General features: G+C 69.9%; 10 protein-coding genes. 7 read left to right on the forward strand and 3 right to left on the reverse strand.

Features of this window, described 5'->3' with window-relative positions; all coding sequences use genetic code 11:
* Window positions 1–146 precede the first annotated feature (146 nt).
* The 3 genes from CGU35_RS05420 (at window position 147) to holA (ending at window position 4373) form a co-directional block, all read left to right on the forward strand.
* On the forward strand, window positions 147–770 hold the full coding sequence (locus CGU35_RS05420) for a helix-hairpin-helix domain-containing protein (RefSeq protein WP_100811296.1): 624 nt from the start codon (window positions 147–149) through the stop codon (window positions 768–770).
* A gap of 182 nt (window positions 771–952) precedes the next feature.
* Window positions 953–3232, forward strand: a complete 2280-nt coding sequence (locus CGU35_RS05425) for a ComEC/Rec2 family competence protein (protein WP_181003394.1) — start codon at window positions 953–955, stop codon at window positions 3230–3232.
* Window positions 3233–3317: 85 nt separating this feature from the next.
* A complete protein-coding gene (gene holA / locus CGU35_RS05430; RefSeq protein WP_100810580.1) occupies window positions 3318–4373 on the forward strand; it encodes a DNA polymerase III subunit delta in 1056 nt (351 codons plus the stop codon).
* 70 nt (window positions 4374–4443) lie between these two features.
* Here the strand turns inward: holA and rpsT are convergent, their stop codons facing one another.
* The 3 genes from rpsT to CGU35_RS05445 form a co-directional block, all read right to left on the reverse strand.
* The gene (gene rpsT, locus CGU35_RS05435; protein WP_100810581.1) at window positions 4444–4704 is read right to left on the reverse strand and encodes a 30S ribosomal protein S20; all 261 of its coding nucleotides are present in this window, start codon (window positions 4702–4704) and stop codon (window positions 4444–4446) included.
* Window positions 4705–4826: 122 nt separating this feature from the next.
* Complete coding sequence (locus tag CGU35_RS05440) at window positions 4827–5618, reverse strand: alpha/beta fold hydrolase (RefSeq protein WP_100810582.1); 792 nt, start codon at window positions 5616–5618, stop codon at window positions 4827–4829.
* Between the two features lie 175 nt (window positions 5619–5793).
* Window positions 5794–10542: an ExeM/NucH family extracellular endonuclease gene (locus CGU35_RS05445; protein WP_100811297.1), complete on the reverse strand. Its 4749-nt coding sequence runs from the start codon at window positions 10540–10542 to the stop codon at window positions 5794–5796.
* Window positions 10543–10837: 295 nt separating this feature from the next.
* Here CGU35_RS05445 and lepA point away from each other — a divergent pair, with 295 nt between their 5' ends.
* The 4 genes from lepA to hrcA all read left to right on the forward strand — a co-directional run bounded on the left by lepA (window position 10838) and on the right by hrcA (window position 15731).
* Entirely contained in the window at window positions 10838–12694 is a 1857-nt protein-coding gene (gene lepA, locus CGU35_RS05450) for a translation elongation factor 4 (protein ID WP_100810583.1), read from the forward strand.
* 9 nt (window positions 12695–12703) lie between these two features.
* Entirely contained in the window at window positions 12704–13354 is a 651-nt protein-coding gene (locus tag CGU35_RS05455; protein ID WP_100811298.1) for a DUF1990 family protein, read from the forward strand.
* 1 nt (window position 13355) lies between these two features.
* The gene (hemW, locus tag CGU35_RS05460; RefSeq protein WP_100810584.1) at window positions 13356–14573 is read left to right on the forward strand and encodes a radical SAM family heme chaperone HemW; all 1218 of its coding nucleotides are present in this window, start codon (window positions 13356–13358) and stop codon (window positions 14571–14573) included.
* Between the two features lie 117 nt (window positions 14574–14690).
* Window positions 14691–15731: a heat-inducible transcriptional repressor HrcA gene (gene hrcA / locus CGU35_RS05465; protein ID WP_100810585.1), complete on the forward strand. Its 1041-nt coding sequence runs from the start codon at window positions 14691–14693 to the stop codon at window positions 15729–15731.
* Window position 15732: the final 1 nt, after the last annotated feature.

The raw sequence follows: 15732 nt of genomic DNA on the forward strand, positions 1-15732 counted from the left end.
CGCGGAGAGTCGTGTCCTCCCCAATGGGCAGGGCGCGGGAGGTGCCACTGATGCGGGTGGCGAACGGATGCCGGGGGCCGAGGCATCCGTAGCGTGACGGAGTGGCGCGCGACAATCCTCCGAACCCGGCCGCCGACGAGAGCACCGTGGACGGCCCCGGCGATGCCTACGCGCGCGCATCGCCGCGTGCTCGGGCCCTGGTCGGCGCCGTCGTCGTGGTGCTGCTGGTGGCGCTCGGCATCACGGTCGCCGTCGGGATCGTGCAGTCGGGCGGCAGCGCCGCCGAGGTCGTCCCGATCGATCAGACGACCGGCCCGGATGGCACGGACGTTACGGCCGGCACGCTCTACGTCCACGTCTCGGGCGCGGTTGCGCGGCCGGGCCTGTACCGGCTCGAGGGAGGGGCGCGGCTGGTTGACGCGGTCGCCGCAGCGGGCGGATTCGCGGAGGACGCGGACGATGCCGGGGTGAACCTGGCGCGGACCGTTTCGGACGGCGAGCAGGTCGTCGTGCCCGTGAAGGGCGAAGCCGCGGCGGCATCTGGCGCGCTGGGAGGGGCGGGGGCGGGCGGCGGAGACGGGCGCGTGAACCTGAACACCGCAACCGTCGCCGAACTCGACACCCTGCCGCGGGTCGGGCCCGCGATCGCGCAGCGGATCGTCGATTGGCGCACGACGAACGGGCGCTTCTCGAGCGTCGATGACCTGCTCTCGGTACCCGGCATCGGCGAGAAGATGCTCGAATCGCTCCGGCCCCTCGTGGTCCTGTGAATGAGCATCGTGCGATGAAGAGACGTGGTCGCTCGGCGGTGGAGGCGGCCCGCGTTGTTTCCGGGGACTCTTCCGGGCCGCGCGGCGTGCGATCTGGAGAGCGACGCGCCGAGGGCCCTGGCGCGCGACCCCGTGTGCGACCTGGGGCGGCCCCGCTCGTCATCCCCGCGGTCACGGCGTGGGTGGCAGCACTGATCCTCGTGATCGTTCCCGAAACGGCGGCGTGGGTGGCACTCGGGGCGGTGGCGGTGCTCGTGGTGACCCTGATCATCCTCCTCCGCCGCCCGTCGATCGCGCTCGTCGTCCTGGCGATGTCGATCGTGATCTCCGGATGCGTAGCGGCGCAGGTGGCTCTCGTTGCGGGCGAGCGTGCGAGCGCCGTCGCTTTCGTCGGCGAAGGTGGGCGCGCCGTCGAGATCGACGGCGTCGTGAGTACGAAGATCGAGCCCGCGAAGGCCGGATCGGTGCGGTTCGAGGTGGACACGCGGGTCGTGCGCGTGGGCGGGCGCCCGCTCGAGGCATCCGTTCCGCTCACGATCTGGGTCGATGCGCGCACGCTTTCCGCCGTTCGGGCGCCGGACGCCCTCGATCTCGGGAGCCGCGTGACGGTCCGTGGGTCGGGGCGCGAGACGGACGCCGGGAATCGGGCCGTGCTGATCGTCTTCGCGACGTCGGTACGTGTCGACGCGCCGCCGCCCGGTGCACTCGGGCTGACAGCGGACCTGCGCCAACGGTTCGTGGATCGGGCATCGGCGCTGCCGGGAGCGGGTGCCGGCCTCGTGCCGGGGCTGGCGGTCGGCGACACATCCGGAGTGTCGGACGAACTCGACGAGCAGATGCGCACGAGTTCGCTCAGCCATCTGACGGCGGTTTCGGGTGCGAACTGCGCCGTCGTCGTTGCACTGACCTTCGCCCTCGCGGGTCTGCTGCGGCTACCGCGGATCGCTCGCGTGGTTCTCGCGCTCACGACCCTCGGATGGTTCGTGCTGCTCGTCACCCCCGAGCCGAGCGTGATCCGCGCGGCCGCGATGACGACGATCGCGCTGCTCGCGCTGGCCGCGGACCGCGCAGGTTCGGGACTCGCGGTGCTCGCGCTGGCCGTCGCGGCGCTGCTCGTCAGCGACCCCTGGCTCGCGCACTCGCTCGGGTTCGCCCTGTCGGCCGCGGCGACGGCCGGGCTGCTCGTGCTGAGCCGTCCCCTCGCGACCGCGTTCGCGCGGGCGCTGCCCGCTCCGCTGGCGGTCGCGCTGTCGGTTCCCGCCGCGGCGCAGTTGGCGTGCGGGCCGTTGCTCGTGCTGATCGATCCGCGGATCCCCGCCTACGGAATCGTCGCCAACCTGCTCGCCGGACCCGCCGCTCCGGTCGCGACGCTCGTCGGCCTGGCCGCTTGTCTGCTCGGGTTCGCCGCGCCGATCGCGGACGTGCTGACGTGGGTCGCGTGGGTGCCGGCATCCTGGATCGCGGGCGTTGCGTCGGTGCTGTCGGGGCTACCCGGGGCCGACCTGCCCTGGCCCGGCGGGGTGCTGGGCGCGGGGGCTCTTGCCATTGCGAGTGCGGCGCTGGTGTTCGCGCTCGTGGTGCGTCCGCGGACGGCCATGGCTCGGCGGGCCCGCGTGGGCATCGCTTTCGGGGTGGTCGCGGCATCCGGGATCGCCGTCGGGGGAGTGCTGCTCGATCGGCCGCTCGCGCCGTTGACGGTGCCGGGTGAGTGGAGCATCGCCCAGTGCGACATCGGACAGGGTGATGCCGTGCTGCTTCGCTCGGGCGGCGCCATCGCCCTGATCGACACCGGGCCCGACGTCGGCCTGCTCGAGGACTGCCTGGCCCGGACGGGCGTGGATCGGATCGATCTGCTCGTTCTGACCCACTTCGACCTCGACCATGTCGGCGCGGTCGGTGCACTCATCGGGCGCGTCGGCACCGTGATTCACGGGCCGCCGGGAGAGCCCGCGGACGAGCGGATGGTCCGAGACCTCGCCCGTGCCGGTGCCCGGGCCGTGCGGGGCGTGGCGGGTATGACCGGGGTGCTCGGTGCGGCACGCTGGAAGATCCTGTGGCCGAATGCCGGACGGTCGCCGTTCGAGCCGGGCAACGACCTGAGCATCGTGCTCGACGTCGCGCGTGCGGACGGCGGGATGCCGCGCGGGTTGTTCCTCGGGGACCTCTCCGCGGTCGCCCAACGTGCGCTCGGGGCGACGGGCCGGGTGCGCGGAACATTCGACGTCGTGAAGGTCGCGCACCACGGCAGCGCGGATCAGGATCCGGAGTTCTACGGTGACGTCCACGCATCCCTCGCTCTGATCGGTGTCGGGGCGGACAACGACTACGGGCATCCACGTGCCGAGCTCCTCGATCGGCTCACGAGCGCGGGGACGACGATCGTGCGTTCGGATGTCGATGGTCTGGGGCTGGTGCGCCGCACCGACGCCGGGCTCGAGGTGTGGCGCGCAAACGCCGGGTGAGCGGCCGGGCTGCGGATGCCGTTGGGGCATCGCGCCGTCGCCTCGATGCGGTCCGCGATGTCGGCGCCGTCAGTAGGCTGGGGGAATGGCGACACGATCGGCTCGGACACCGGCCAAGGCGACCGCGAGCCGCATCCCGCAGGTGTCGTGGCGCCGGCCCGAACCCGCCCCGATCGTGCTGGTCTCCGGTCCCGAAGAGGTCTGCGCCGAGCGCGCGATCGCCGGGCTGCGCGACTACCTGCGCGCCGAGGATCCGTCCCTCGAGGTCTCGGATGTCCGGGCCGACGCATACGCGCCGGGGACCCTGCTCGGGGTCACGTCGCCGTCGTTGTTCGGCGAGCCGCGGCTGATCCGGGTCGGCGGCGTCGAGAAGTGTACCGACGAGTTCCTGGCCGAGGCGCTGTCGTACCTCGCTCAGCCGCAGGAGGGTGCGACCGTCGTGCTGCGCCACACGGGCGCGAGTGTGCGCGGCAAGAAGCTGCTCGATGCGATCCGCAGCGGCCAGGGCGGGGGAGTCGAGATCGCCTGCGCCGCGGTCAAGCGCGACTCCGATCGGTACGACTTCGCCGCGGGCGAGTTCCACGCGGCGCAGCGCCGGATCGCCCCACCCGCGCTCCGGGCGCTGACCTCGGCCTTCGCCGACGATCTGACCGAGCTCGCCGCCGCGTGTCAGCAGCTGATCGCCGATGTGGACGGCGACATCACCGCCGACATCGTGCAGCGCTACTACGGCGGCCGGGTCGAGACATCCGCTTTCGCCGTCGCCGACACCGCGATCGCCGGGCGCTACGGCGAGGCTCTCGTCGCCCTGCGTCATGCTCTTGCCTCGGGTGCTGACCCCGTGCCGATGGTCGCGGCCCTCGCTTCGAAGCTGCGGTCGATGGCGCGGGTCGCCGGAACGCGCGAGTCATCCGCTCAGCTGGCGGCCCGCCTCGGCATGAAGGACTGGCAGGTCGATCGGGCGCGACGCGACCTGGTCGGGTGGAGCGACGACCAGCTCGGGCTCGCGATCCAGGCGGCGGCCCGTGCGGACGCCGAGGTCAAGGGCGCTTCGCGCGATCCGGTGTTCGCCCTCGAGCGCTTGCTGACGGTGGTCGCGACCCGCACCCCGTTCCCCGGCGGTCCCGCGCCCCGCCGCTGACCTGCACGGGCATCCCATCAACGACGAAGGCCCGCCCCCGGGGGGACGGGCCTTCGTGAACGCGTTCGGATCAGAGCGCAGCAACCTGCTTGGCGATCGCCGACTTGCGGTTCGCGGCCTGGTTCTGGTGGATGACACCCTTGCTGACGGCCTTGTCGAGCTTCTTGGTCGCGGTGAGCAGGGCTGCCTCGGCGGCCGCCTTGTCGCCGGCGGCGGTTGCCTCGCGGGTGCGACGGATCGCCGTCTTCAGCTGCGTCTTGACGGCCTTGTTGCGCTCGTTCGCTTTCGCGTTGGTCTTGTTGCGCTTGATCTGCGACTTGATGTTTGCCACTGTGTCGAGTCTTTCGTTCGAGGAGAGTTTGGATGTGTTTGCCGGGCCGCAGAAGAGGGCTGCCGCACGGCGATCGTGAGGGTGGGATACCCACACGCAAGCCAATCAAAGAGTCTAGCAGGTCAGCGCCCGCGGACCCTGCGCGTCGGCCGCGCAGCGCCCTCGGCATCCGTCTCGTGCGACCGCGGTGCATCCGTCCCCGCTTCGATCGTGGCGATGGCGAGATCGAGCAGCGCGTTGAAGACGCGGGGGCGCATGGCGGTGACGAGGTGGCTCGTCCGCGGCACGATGATCAGCTCGGCCTGGGGCGTGAGGCGCATGAAGAGCCGCTCGTTGAGCCGCATCTGGTCGTACTGTCCGTTGATGAACCACACCGGCACATCGATACGACGCAGCGCCGTCAACAGGTCGAGCACCGAGAGTGAGCGCAGGGTCGCGTCCTGCGCGTCGAGCGCGTACCCGCCGGCGCCGAAGTCTGCCCGCGTCTCGGCGGGGAGCGTGCGGTAGAGGATCTGGTTCGTCAGCCACATTCCGCGGTCGGGCAGACGGTCGAAGCCTCCCGTCAGCGCCCGGTACGCCGAGAGCCCCGCCGCGCGAGGCAGGGCGGTGCATCCGGCTCCGATGAAAGCGGCGACGGGCGGATGCTCCGGACCGCCCACGTACTCGGTGCACAGCAGCCCGCCCATGGAGTGGCCGACGAGCAGCACCGGACCGTCCTCGGCTGCGCGGCGGACCGCCCTGTCGATCGTGGCGAAGGCCTCGTCGATGTCGAATTCTTCGCCCATGCGGGTGCCGTGCGCGGGCAGATCGATCGCGTGTGCCCCGATGTCGCGCGCCTCGAGGTGTGCGACCTGCGCCCGCCACATCGTCGCGGAGGTGCGGATTCCGTGGACGAAGACCACCTGCACCGTCATGCATCCAGCCTAACTTCGCCGCCCGTGCCCGGACCTGCGCATCGAGAGGACGCAACATGCGGTGCTCCCTGGCGCCTCGACGGCATGTTGCGTCCTCTCGATGGCAAGACATGGGCTCCGGGCAGCGGAACGGCCCCCGCACCCGAGGATGCGAGGGCCGTTCCGGAGGAGGGGCCTAGAAGAGCACCCGCACGCTCTCCTTCTTGCTCGTCGATCCCTCGACCGCACCGGTGTTCGCGGGGACGAACTCCGCGGTGTACTTGTGCGTTCCGCGGCTCAGGCGGGGGAGGGTCTTCGATGCGATGCCCAGGCGGCTGACCTTGACCTCGGCGATCACCTTCGAGCCCTCGCGGAACACGACCGTGCCCGACGCGCGACCCTCGGACTGCGACACGTACGCGATGAGCGTCGCGTGCAGCAGGCCGTTGATCTGCACAGGGGGCAGGGCGACGAGCGTGGTCTTGCTCGTCACGAGCGGAACCGGCTGCTCGATGGTCAGCGGGACCGTCACCGTCGTGCCCGTCGCGGCTGTCAGAACCAGAGCGGATGCCCCGGCCGCTGTCCCCGCGGGGATCGTGACCGTAACCGTCGCCGCGCCCGCCGTGACGGGAACGGTGCCGAGCGACGTGCCGCCGAGCGAGACGTCGAGCGACGTCGTCTCGGGGGTGCCGCGGCTCGTCATGTTGAGCCCCGACACCGAGAACGACACCTGGGTGCCAGCCTCGGCCGACTCGGGCGCACCCTGCACGGCGACTGCGTGCTTGGCGTAGGACGGCGCGACCGGCGAGCTCTCGGCGAGGAAGTCCATCCACGCCTCGTAGTCGAGCAGACCGGTGTCGACGTAGTCGCTGCCCTGGGTGAAGACGCGGAAGTTGTCTCCACCCGTTGCGAGGAACGACGCCGTGCCGATGCGATAGTTCGCCGCGGGGTCGAGCGGCGCCCCGTTGATCGTGACCGAGGTGATGCGCGAGCCCTCGGGCAGCGTCGAGTCGAACGTGTAGGTCACGTTGTCCGACAGCCCGAGCTGCAGGTACGGCCGGCTCGGCACGTTGCCGCTCGCGTCCCGCTGCCACTGCTGCTCGAGGAGCGTCGTGAACTGTGCTCCCGTCAGCGTGACGAGGGCGAGGGTGTTGTTGAACGGCTGGACCGCGTTCGCCTGCGAGAACGAGATCGTGCCATCCGGCATCCCGGCCACGGCGCTCGCGCCGAACTCGGCCTGCGTGTCGAACAGGTCGGCACGAAGACCGCCCGGGTTCGTCACACCGATCTGCGCCCCGTTCGGCAGTGCCGACAGAGAGTCGAGGATCGATCCCGCAACGAGGTTGCCGAGAGCGGACTCCGATGCGCGGTCATCGCGTGACCCACCCGTCCACACACCGTCGACGAACGAACCGCCCGAGTACGCCGTGGTGATGTCGCCCGAGACCTCGGCGACCGACGTGTTGCCGATCTCGGCCGCGTAGGCGCGAGCCTGCGTGACGATGTCGTTCACGGTCGCAACCCGGGGGTACGTCGCGATGAGGTCGGCAGCCGGAGTCGTCGTGCGTGCGACGTTCTGTTCCGTGTGCGCCTGGACATCGCCCGTCTCGGGGTCGAGCGTCAGCGTGATCTTGCCGATCTTGGCGCCGTACGAACCCGTCTGGACGATCGGACGCGTGCGGTCGGTTCCGGGGATCGATGCCGACCACGCGTATTCCTTGTGCGTGTGGCCGGTGAAGATCGCGTCGACCTCGGCCGCCGTGTCCTCGACGATCTGGGCGAAGGCACCGCCACCGGCGATCTCCTCCTCGAGCGTGGCGCCATCCGGAGTCCCGGCACCCGCGCCCTCGTGGTACATCGCCACGAGCACATCGGCCTCGCCGTTCGCCTCGTTGCCGTCCGAGAGCTCGGCCGCAACGCGGTTGACGGCCTCGACCGGGTCACCGAACGACAGCGCCGTGATGCCCGCGGGTGAGACCAGAGCCGGTGTCTCCTCGGTCACGGCACCGATCACGCCGACGGTCAGACCGTCGACCTCGATCAGCGCGTACTCGTCGAGCGCGGGGGTCTCGGTGCCCGCCTGGTAGACGTTCGCGCCGAGGTACGAGAAGTCCGACTGGTCCTTCACGCGCCCGGAGAGATCGTCGAATCCGCGGTCGAACTCGTGGTTGCCCACGGCGGTCGTCGCGAGCTCGAGCGCGTTCAGCACATCGATCGTCGGCTTGTCCTGCGCGACCGAAGACGCGAACAGGGAGGCCCCGATGTTGTCGCCCGCCGAGAGGAACAGCGTCGGCCCGGATGCGGCATCCCGCAGCTGCTCGATGGTTCCGGCGAAGTTCACCGTGTTGGCGTCGATGCGACCGTGGAAGTCGTTGATGCCGAGCAGCGTCAGCTCGACCGGGGGCACTTCGGCGCTCAGGCCGACGATCACCGGGTCGTGGTCGGACGAACGGTACGGGCCGTCCTCGTAGAACAGCGTGCCGTGGTAGCCGTAGCGGCTGTACTCCAGCGCGACCGACTCTCCCGAGTTGATGTTCCAGATGTCTCCGCCCGTGGCGCGGGCGCGCGCCGCGTCGTTGAGCATGATGTGGTCGAGCGATCCCGAGAGTCCCGAGAACGAATAGCTCGACGAGTCGATCTCGAGGGCATCCTCGGCGTTCGCGTAGCCCGCGTCGTACAGCACCTGCAGCGGGTCTTCCTGACCGTAGGAGTTGAAGTCACCCGCGAGCAGGACCGCCTCGGTGTCGCCCTGGACCGAGGTGACCCAGTCGCGCAGTGCCGTGGCCTGACGCACGCGCGACTCGTTGGACGAGCCCTGTCCGTCGCCCTTGTCGGCGTCGCCCGGCCAGGGACCGGCCGAGCCCTTCGACTTGAAGTGGTTGACCACGAAGAGGAAGTCGGCGCCGCCGTCGACCGGGGCGAAGACCTGTCCGATCGGCTCGCGTGCGTTCTGGAACGCCTCGCCGTTGTCGCTCTGGTCACCCAGGGCGCGGGAGTCGCCGACCCGCTCGACGAGTGCCGGCTGGTAGATCATCGCGTTGGTGATGACGTCCTGTCCGGATGCCGCGGGCAGCTCGTCCGAGGAGGGCACGAACGCCCACTTCTCAGAACCGGCGGCCTCGTTCAGCGCGGCCACGAGCGTCGCGGTGGCCTCATCGACCGGCTCGCCGAGCGCGGCGGAGTTCTCGATCTCCATCAGACCGACGACCGAAGCGTCCAGTGCCTCGATCGCGGCCACGATCTTCGACTCCTGACGCGCGAAGTCCGCATCGTCCCAGGCACCGCGCTGGTCGCAGCCCTGTCGCACCGTGACGGGCTCGCCCGCCGCGGTCGAGTAGGCCTGGCAGCTCGCGTTCTCGTCGCCGAGGGTGGTGAAGTAGTTGAGCACGTTGAACGACGCGACGGAGACGTCGCCGCCCACGTTCTCGGGTGCGGCCGTGCGCGGGTTCGAGAACTGCACACCGTCGGTGCCCGAGCCATCCGCCGTCATGGGGGCGGTGGGGTTGAGCTTCCAGGCGTTGTTGCGGTAGTCGACGACCACGGGGGCCGAGAAGGTGGCGGATGCTCCGACCACGAGCGGCTCGACGAGCGAGACCCACGCGGGGGTCAGGCCGGCGTTCGCGGCGCTCAGGAAGTTGATCGAGGTTCCGTCGTCGAGGGTGACGGCGCGGGCCGCGTTGTCGGCCACGACCGCCGCCGCCTCGGGCGTGCCCGGGCGGGCGACATCCGTCGGCTGGCGCAGCGGCGTCGTGCCGGAAGCGAGCCCGACCTCGCCGTACTGGTTGGTCGAGTAGGTGTTCGAGACCGTGAAGTCTCCCTGGGGCTGCACGAGCATCGACTCGAGAGCCTCGCGCTGTGCGGCATCCGTGGGCCAACCGACCGTCGCGGGAACGGGCGTGACGCCCGCCTCGATGACGGTGGCGGCGCCCGGGGCGACGGTCAGCTCGGTGAGTCCGTTGTACTCGCTGACGACACCCGTGACGCGCACGGTCTGGCCCGGTGCGACCTCGCCGACGGCGCCGGGCGCGTAGACGAAGATCGCGTCGGAGGCGGTGTGGGTGGAGAAGTCGAGCGCTCCGCCCGTGCCGACCGTCTGGATCACGTAGCCGTTGAAGCCGCCGGTCGGGTAGTGCGCCGTGACGACACCCTCGGTCGTGACGGTCTGACCGGCGAGCGGCGACGCGTCACCCGTGCCCTGGATCGCGTCGATCGCGACGATCGTCGGCTCCTGCGGCTCTTCCGGATCGACGGGCTCTTCGGGGTCGACCGGCTCTTCGGGGTCGACGGGCTCTTCCGGCGTTCCGGTCGAGGATGCGGTGGGCGAGGGTGCCCCGGTCGTGAAGTCCGCGGCGTTGTCGGCCGTGTTCGTGTGCTCCGCGTTGCGCGAGACGCTGGTGGTGTTCGCCGTCCCCGGGGCGGGGGCCGTGCCGGCGAAGTCGCTCGCCGAGGATCCCCAGCCGACGAAGTCCACGACGGTCGGCGCGCCCGCGGCGTTGCCGGTCGAGCCGGTCAGTGCGGCGTCGGACGAGACGAGCGCGACCTTGGCGCTCGAGCCGCTCATCGTGATCGTGCCGGTCACATTCGGGGTCGGCAGCGGCGTCGTGCCGCCCGCGCCCGTAGCCTGCTGGATCAGGTAATAGTCGCCCGGCTCGATCGTGCCCGCGAGGGGCGTCTGCGTCCAGGTGTTGCCGCCCGACGAGGCGTACTGAACGGTCCATCCGTCGACGCTCACGGCGGCATCGCTCGTGTTGAACAGCTCGATGAAGTCGCTGGTGTACGTCGCGCCGGAGTTGCCTCCGCCGCCATACACCTCGTTGATCACGATCGCGGCGTCGGGGCTCACGGCGGCGGACGCCGCCAGGGGAGCCGCGCCGACGCCGGCGAGCGCGGTCGCCGAAACCGCGATGAGCGCGGCGATCCGGCGGCCGTGCGACCGGGGCGAGATGGGGGTGGATTCGGAAGCGGATGCTGGTGGCAGGAATCGCCGATTACTCGTCACGTGTCGTCTCCATGTGGCGCGGTCACGATCGTGGAGAGATCGCAGGGGGAACCGGCCGCAGTATTGAGCATTCGGTGCAACCAGACGATCGCGCAAGCATCGATGTGGTGAACAAACTCACACGAGTTGTTCACAAATGATTCGCTGGCGTGTTGCGCGAGGCGCGGGTTACGATGCGCGGCCGGGCATCCGCGGGCAGGTTCTCAGCTGTGCCTACCCGGCCCCGTAGAATCGACCGGACATGTCTCCCCGCGCCCTGAAGCCTCTCGAGCCCGCCGCAACGCCGCCCGAGAACATCCGCAACTTCTGCATCATCGCCCACATCGACCACGGCAAGTCGACGTTGGCGGATCGGATGCTGCAGATCACCGGTGTCGTCTCGGACCGCGATATGCGTGCCCAGTACCTCGACCGCATGGACATCGAGCGCGAGCGCGGCATCACGATCAAGAGCCAGGCCGTGCGCATGCCCTGGTCCGCGCCCGGGACGGGCGAGACTTTCGCGCTGAACATGATCGACACCCCGGGCCACGTCGACTTCACCTACGAGGTCAGCCGTTCACTCGCGGCCTGCGAGGGCGCGATCCTGCTCGTCGACGCGGCGCAGGGCATCGAGGCGCAGACCCTCGCGAACCTGTACCTGGCGCTCGAGAACGACCTGCAGATCATCCCCGTGCTCAACAAGATCGACCTGCCCGCGGCCGACCCCGAGAAGTACGCGAAAGAGCTCGCGAGCCTGATCGGGGGAAAGCCCGAGGACGTCCTGCGCGTGAGCGGCAAGACCGGCATGGGCGTCGAAGAGCTGCTCGATCAGGTCGTTGCGCAGATCCCGGCGCCGAAGGGCGATCCGGATGCGCCGTCCCGCGCCATGATCTTCGACTCCGTCTACGACTCCTACCGCGGCGTCATCACGTACGTGCGCGTGATCGACGGCTCGCTGAGCCCGCGCGAGCGGATTCAGATGATGTCGACCCGCGCCATCCACGAGCTCCTCGAGATCGGTGTCTCTTCGCCCGAACCGACGCCGACCAAGGGGCTCGGCGTCGGCGAGGTGGGGTACCTGATCACCGGTGTGAAAGACGTCCGCCAGTCCAAGGTCGGCGACACCGTCACGAACGCCGCGAAGCCCTCGAAAGAGGCCCTGCCCGGCTACACCGACCCGAAGCCCATGGTCTTCTCGGGGCTGTACCCGATCGACGGCAGCGACTACCCGGTGCTTCGTGAGGCGCTCGACAAGCTCAAGCTGTCGGATGCTTCGCTGAACTACGAACCCGAGACATCCGTCGCCCTCGGTTTCGGCTTCCGCTGCGGCTTCCTGGGGCTGCTGCACCTCGAGATCGTCACCGAGCGCCTCGAGCGCGAGTTCGGTCTCGACCTGATCTCGACGGCACCCTCGGTGACCTACGAGGTCACGACCGACGACAAGAAGACGTACACGGTCACCAACCCGAGCGAGTTCCCCTCGGGCACCAAGATCTCGAGCGTCAGCGAGCCCATGGTCAAGGCCGCGATCCTCGCGCCGAAGGACTACGTCGGCACGATCATGGAGCTGTGCCAGCAGCGCCGCGGGACGCTCCTCGGCATGGAGTACCTCGGCGAGGACCGGGTCGAGATCCGCTACACGATCCCGCTCGGCGAGATCGTCTTCGACTTCTTCGACAACCTCAAGTCCAAGACGGCCGGGTACGCCTCGCTCGATTACGAGCCGAGCGGCGATCAGGAGGCCGATCTGGTGAAGGTGGACATCCTGCTGCAGGGTGAGGCGGTCGACGCGTTCAGCGCCATCGTGCACCGTGACAAGGCCTACGCCTACGGCGTTCTGATGACCGAGCGCCTGAAGAAGCTCATCCCGCGCCAGCAGTTCGAGGTGCCGATCCAGGCAGCGATCGGCGCCCGGATCATCGCTCGCGAATCGATCCGCGCCATGCGCAAGGACGTTCTTGCCAAGTGCTACGGCGGCGACATCAGCCGCAAGCGCAAGCTGCTCGAGAAGCAGAAAGAGGGCAAGAAGCGCATGAAGATGGTCGGTCGCGTCGAGGTTCCGCAAGAAGCCTTCATCGCGGCCCTCTCAGGGGATACCGAGACGAAGGCCAAGTAGGCTCGGATGATGCGGCGCGGGACGTTCAAGGACGACACGGTGAACTACGCGGCGGTCGGTGCCACGCAGGCCGCCGACCTGATGCACTTTCCGCCCGAGCACAGCATCCCGGCCGAAGAGACGCTGCGGATCGGTTCGGGCGAGGCTCGGTTCCAGGCGGCGAGCGAATCGCTGTTGTCGTGGGGTGCCGTGCGCGGCGCGGGGCTTCGGCTGTCGGATGTGCGTCCCGCATCCGGTCCCATGTATTCCGGTGTGAGCTTCGACGAGGAGGGCAACGCCCTCGCGCCCTCGCGCACCGAGGCCGATCAGCGCTTCGACGCCGACGGCACACCGTTCGTGGGCGCCGGCACCAACGTGCACGTGCGCGGACGGATTGCGGGTCTGCGCGCGGATGCCGAACTGCGCGTCATCTTCGTGGTCGAAGAGACGCGCCGGGTCGGGTTCGCGCTCGGCACCGTGGGCGGCTCGGTCGTGCGGGGCGAAGAGTCCTTCATGGTCGAGTGGCTTCCCAACGACGAGGTCTGGTTCACCGTGCGGGCGTTCGATGCGCCCGCGGCGACCGCGTATCGCATGATGACGGGCCTCGTACGTCGTCGTCGTCGCCTGCTCTTCACGCGGTACCTGCAGGCGATCTCGCCGCTCTACACGACCCCCGCCTGACGTGGCCGGCCCCCTTCCCGTCGGCGATCCCGCACCCGCCGACGGAGCCCTGCCGCGGGACCTGCCGCTCGATCCCGCGGCGGATTTCGGCGTGTACCTGCACGTGCCGTTCTGCCGCGTCCGCTGCGGATACTGCGACTTCAACACCTACACGGCGACCGAGCTGCGGGGGGTACGGCAGGATTCCTACGCCGAAACGCTCTCGGGTGAGATCGCGCTCGCGCGCGGCGTGCTCGAGGACGCCGGGGCGCTCCGGCCCGCATCGACGGTCTTCATCGGCGGGGGGACGCCGACCCTCCTGCCCGCGGGCGACCTGGCGCGGATGCTCGGTGACGTGGACGCGACCTTCGGCCTGCGACCCGGTGCCGAGATCACGGTCGAGGCGAACCCCGACACCGTGACATCCGAGGTCGCCGAAACCCTCGCCGCGGCGGGCGTCACCCGCCTGTCGATCGGCATGCAGTCGAGCGTGCCGCACGTCCTGGCGGCGCTCGATCGCACGCACGATCCCGAGAACGTCGCGACCGCCGTGGCGACCGCCCGTGCCGCCGGACTCGCGGTGAGCCTCGACCTGATCTACGGAGCGCCGGGGGAATCGCTGGCCGACTGGACGCGGTCACTCGAGACGGCGCTCGAGCACGATCCCGACCACGTGTCGGCCTACGCGCTGATCGTGGAAGAGGGGACGCCGCTGGCCCGACGCATCCGTCGCGGTGAACTCGTCGCCCCCGACGACGACCTGCAGGCCGACATGTACGAGGCCGCAGACGCCCGACTCGGGGCCGCGGGCTACGACTGGTACGAGGTCAGCAACTGGGCGCGCACACCCGAGCATCGGTCTCGCCACAACCTCAACTACTGGCGCAGCCAGGACTGGTGGGGCTTCGGGCCCGGCGCCCACAGTCACGTCGGCGGACTGCGCTGGTGGAACGTCAAGCATCCGGCCGCGTACGCGCAGCGGCTGGCGCTGGGGGAGTCGCCCGCGGCGGGACGCGAAAGACCGGATGCCGCGGCAACCACTCTCGAGCGCGTGCTGCTCGAGTCGCGCATCCGCGAGGGGCTGGCGCTGGATCGTGTGCCCGGCGCGTCGCGCGTCGCGGTTGCGGGGCTCATCGCCGACGGCCTGGTCGAGGCATCCGATGCTCTGCGGGGTCGTATCGTGCTGACCCTGCGGGGCCGGCTGCTCGCCGACGCCGTCGTGCGGGCTCTGCTGCCATAGGCACGATGCCGTGGCCGGGCACACCGACCGGCATCGGCCGTGCCGCAGCACCGCCCCCATCGCTCGAGGCGTTAGAATTGGCACTCAGACTTCTCGAGTGCCAACGGAAGGGGGATCATGGTCAGCGAACGAGGCCTGCAGGTCCTCCGGGCGATCGTCCAGGACTACGTCTCGACGCACGAGCCGGTCGGCAGCCGCTCGATCGTCGAGCGCCACGCGTTCGGGGTGTCGGCCGCGACGATCCGCAACGACATGGCGCTGCTCGAAGACGAAGAACTCATCGTCGCGCCGCACACGTCGTCGGGCCGCGTGCCGACCGACAAGGGCTACCGCGTTTTCGTCGATCACCTGGCCGAAGTCCGTCCGCTCTCACCCGCTCAGCGCACGGCCATCTCGAGCTTTCTCGGCGGCACCGGCGATCTCGATGACGTCCTGGCGCGCACGGTTCGCGTGCTCTCGCAGCTGACCGGCCAGGTCGCCGTCGTCCAGTACCCGTCTTTCGCGAACGCCCACGTGACGCACGTCGAGCTCGTCTCGCTCGCGCCCCAGCGCCTGCTCATCATCCTGGTCACCGACAACGGTCGCGTGTCGCAGCGGATCGCGCCCCTCACGGTGCCGCTGGACGACGAGGACGTGCCCGTGCTGCGCGGCCGACTCGCCGCTCTGATCACCGGGCTCGCTGTCGGCGCAGCGTCCGAGCGCGTGGATGCCCTGCGTATCGCGGCCGACCCGGCGGCGCCCGTGATCGACACGGCGCTCGTCCAGGTCGCGCACGTGCTGTCGGAAGAGCTCGAAGAGTTCCGGCAGGACCGCCTCGTCATGGCCGGTGCCGCCAACCTCGCCCGCCGCGAGACCGACTTCCGCGGCAGCATCTATCCGCTGCTCGAGGCGATCGAAGAGCAGGTCACTCTCATCCGCCTGATGAGCGAGATGGTCGCCGACAGTCAGGGACTCGCGGCGAGCATCGGACGCGAGAACGAACAGTGGGGTCTCGCCGAGGCCTCCATCGTGACGAGCGACTACGAGACATCCGGATCCATGGCGCGCGTCGGCGTGCTGGGCCCGACCCGTATGGACTACCCGAGCAACCTGGCGGCCGCCCGAGCCGTCGCGCGTTACCTCTCGCGCATGCTCGACGAAGACGAGACGTCCCGCTAAA

This window comes from Microbacterium sp. BR1 (assembly GCF_002812725.1).
GTDB lineage: Bacteria > Actinomycetota > Actinomycetes > Actinomycetales > Microbacteriaceae > Microbacterium.

Coding starts and splice junctions, on each gene's coding strand:
- holA (WP_100810580.1), top strand. CDS start 3,318: ATGGCGACACGATCGGCTCGGACACCGGCCAAGGCGACCGCGAGCCGC.
- CGU35_RS05440 (WP_100810582.1), bottom strand. CDS start 5,618: ATGACGGTGCAGGTGGTCTTCGTCCACGGAATCCGCACCTCCGCGACG.
- lepA (WP_100810583.1), top strand. CDS start 10,838: ATGTCTCCCCGCGCCCTGAAGCCTCTCGAGCCCGCCGCAACGCCGCCC.
- CGU35_RS05455 (WP_100811298.1), top strand. CDS start 12,704: ATGCGGCGCGGGACGTTCAAGGACGACACGGTGAACTACGCGGCGGTC.
- hrcA (WP_100810585.1), top strand. CDS start 14,691: ATGGTCAGCGAACGAGGCCTGCAGGTCCTCCGGGCGATCGTCCAGGAC.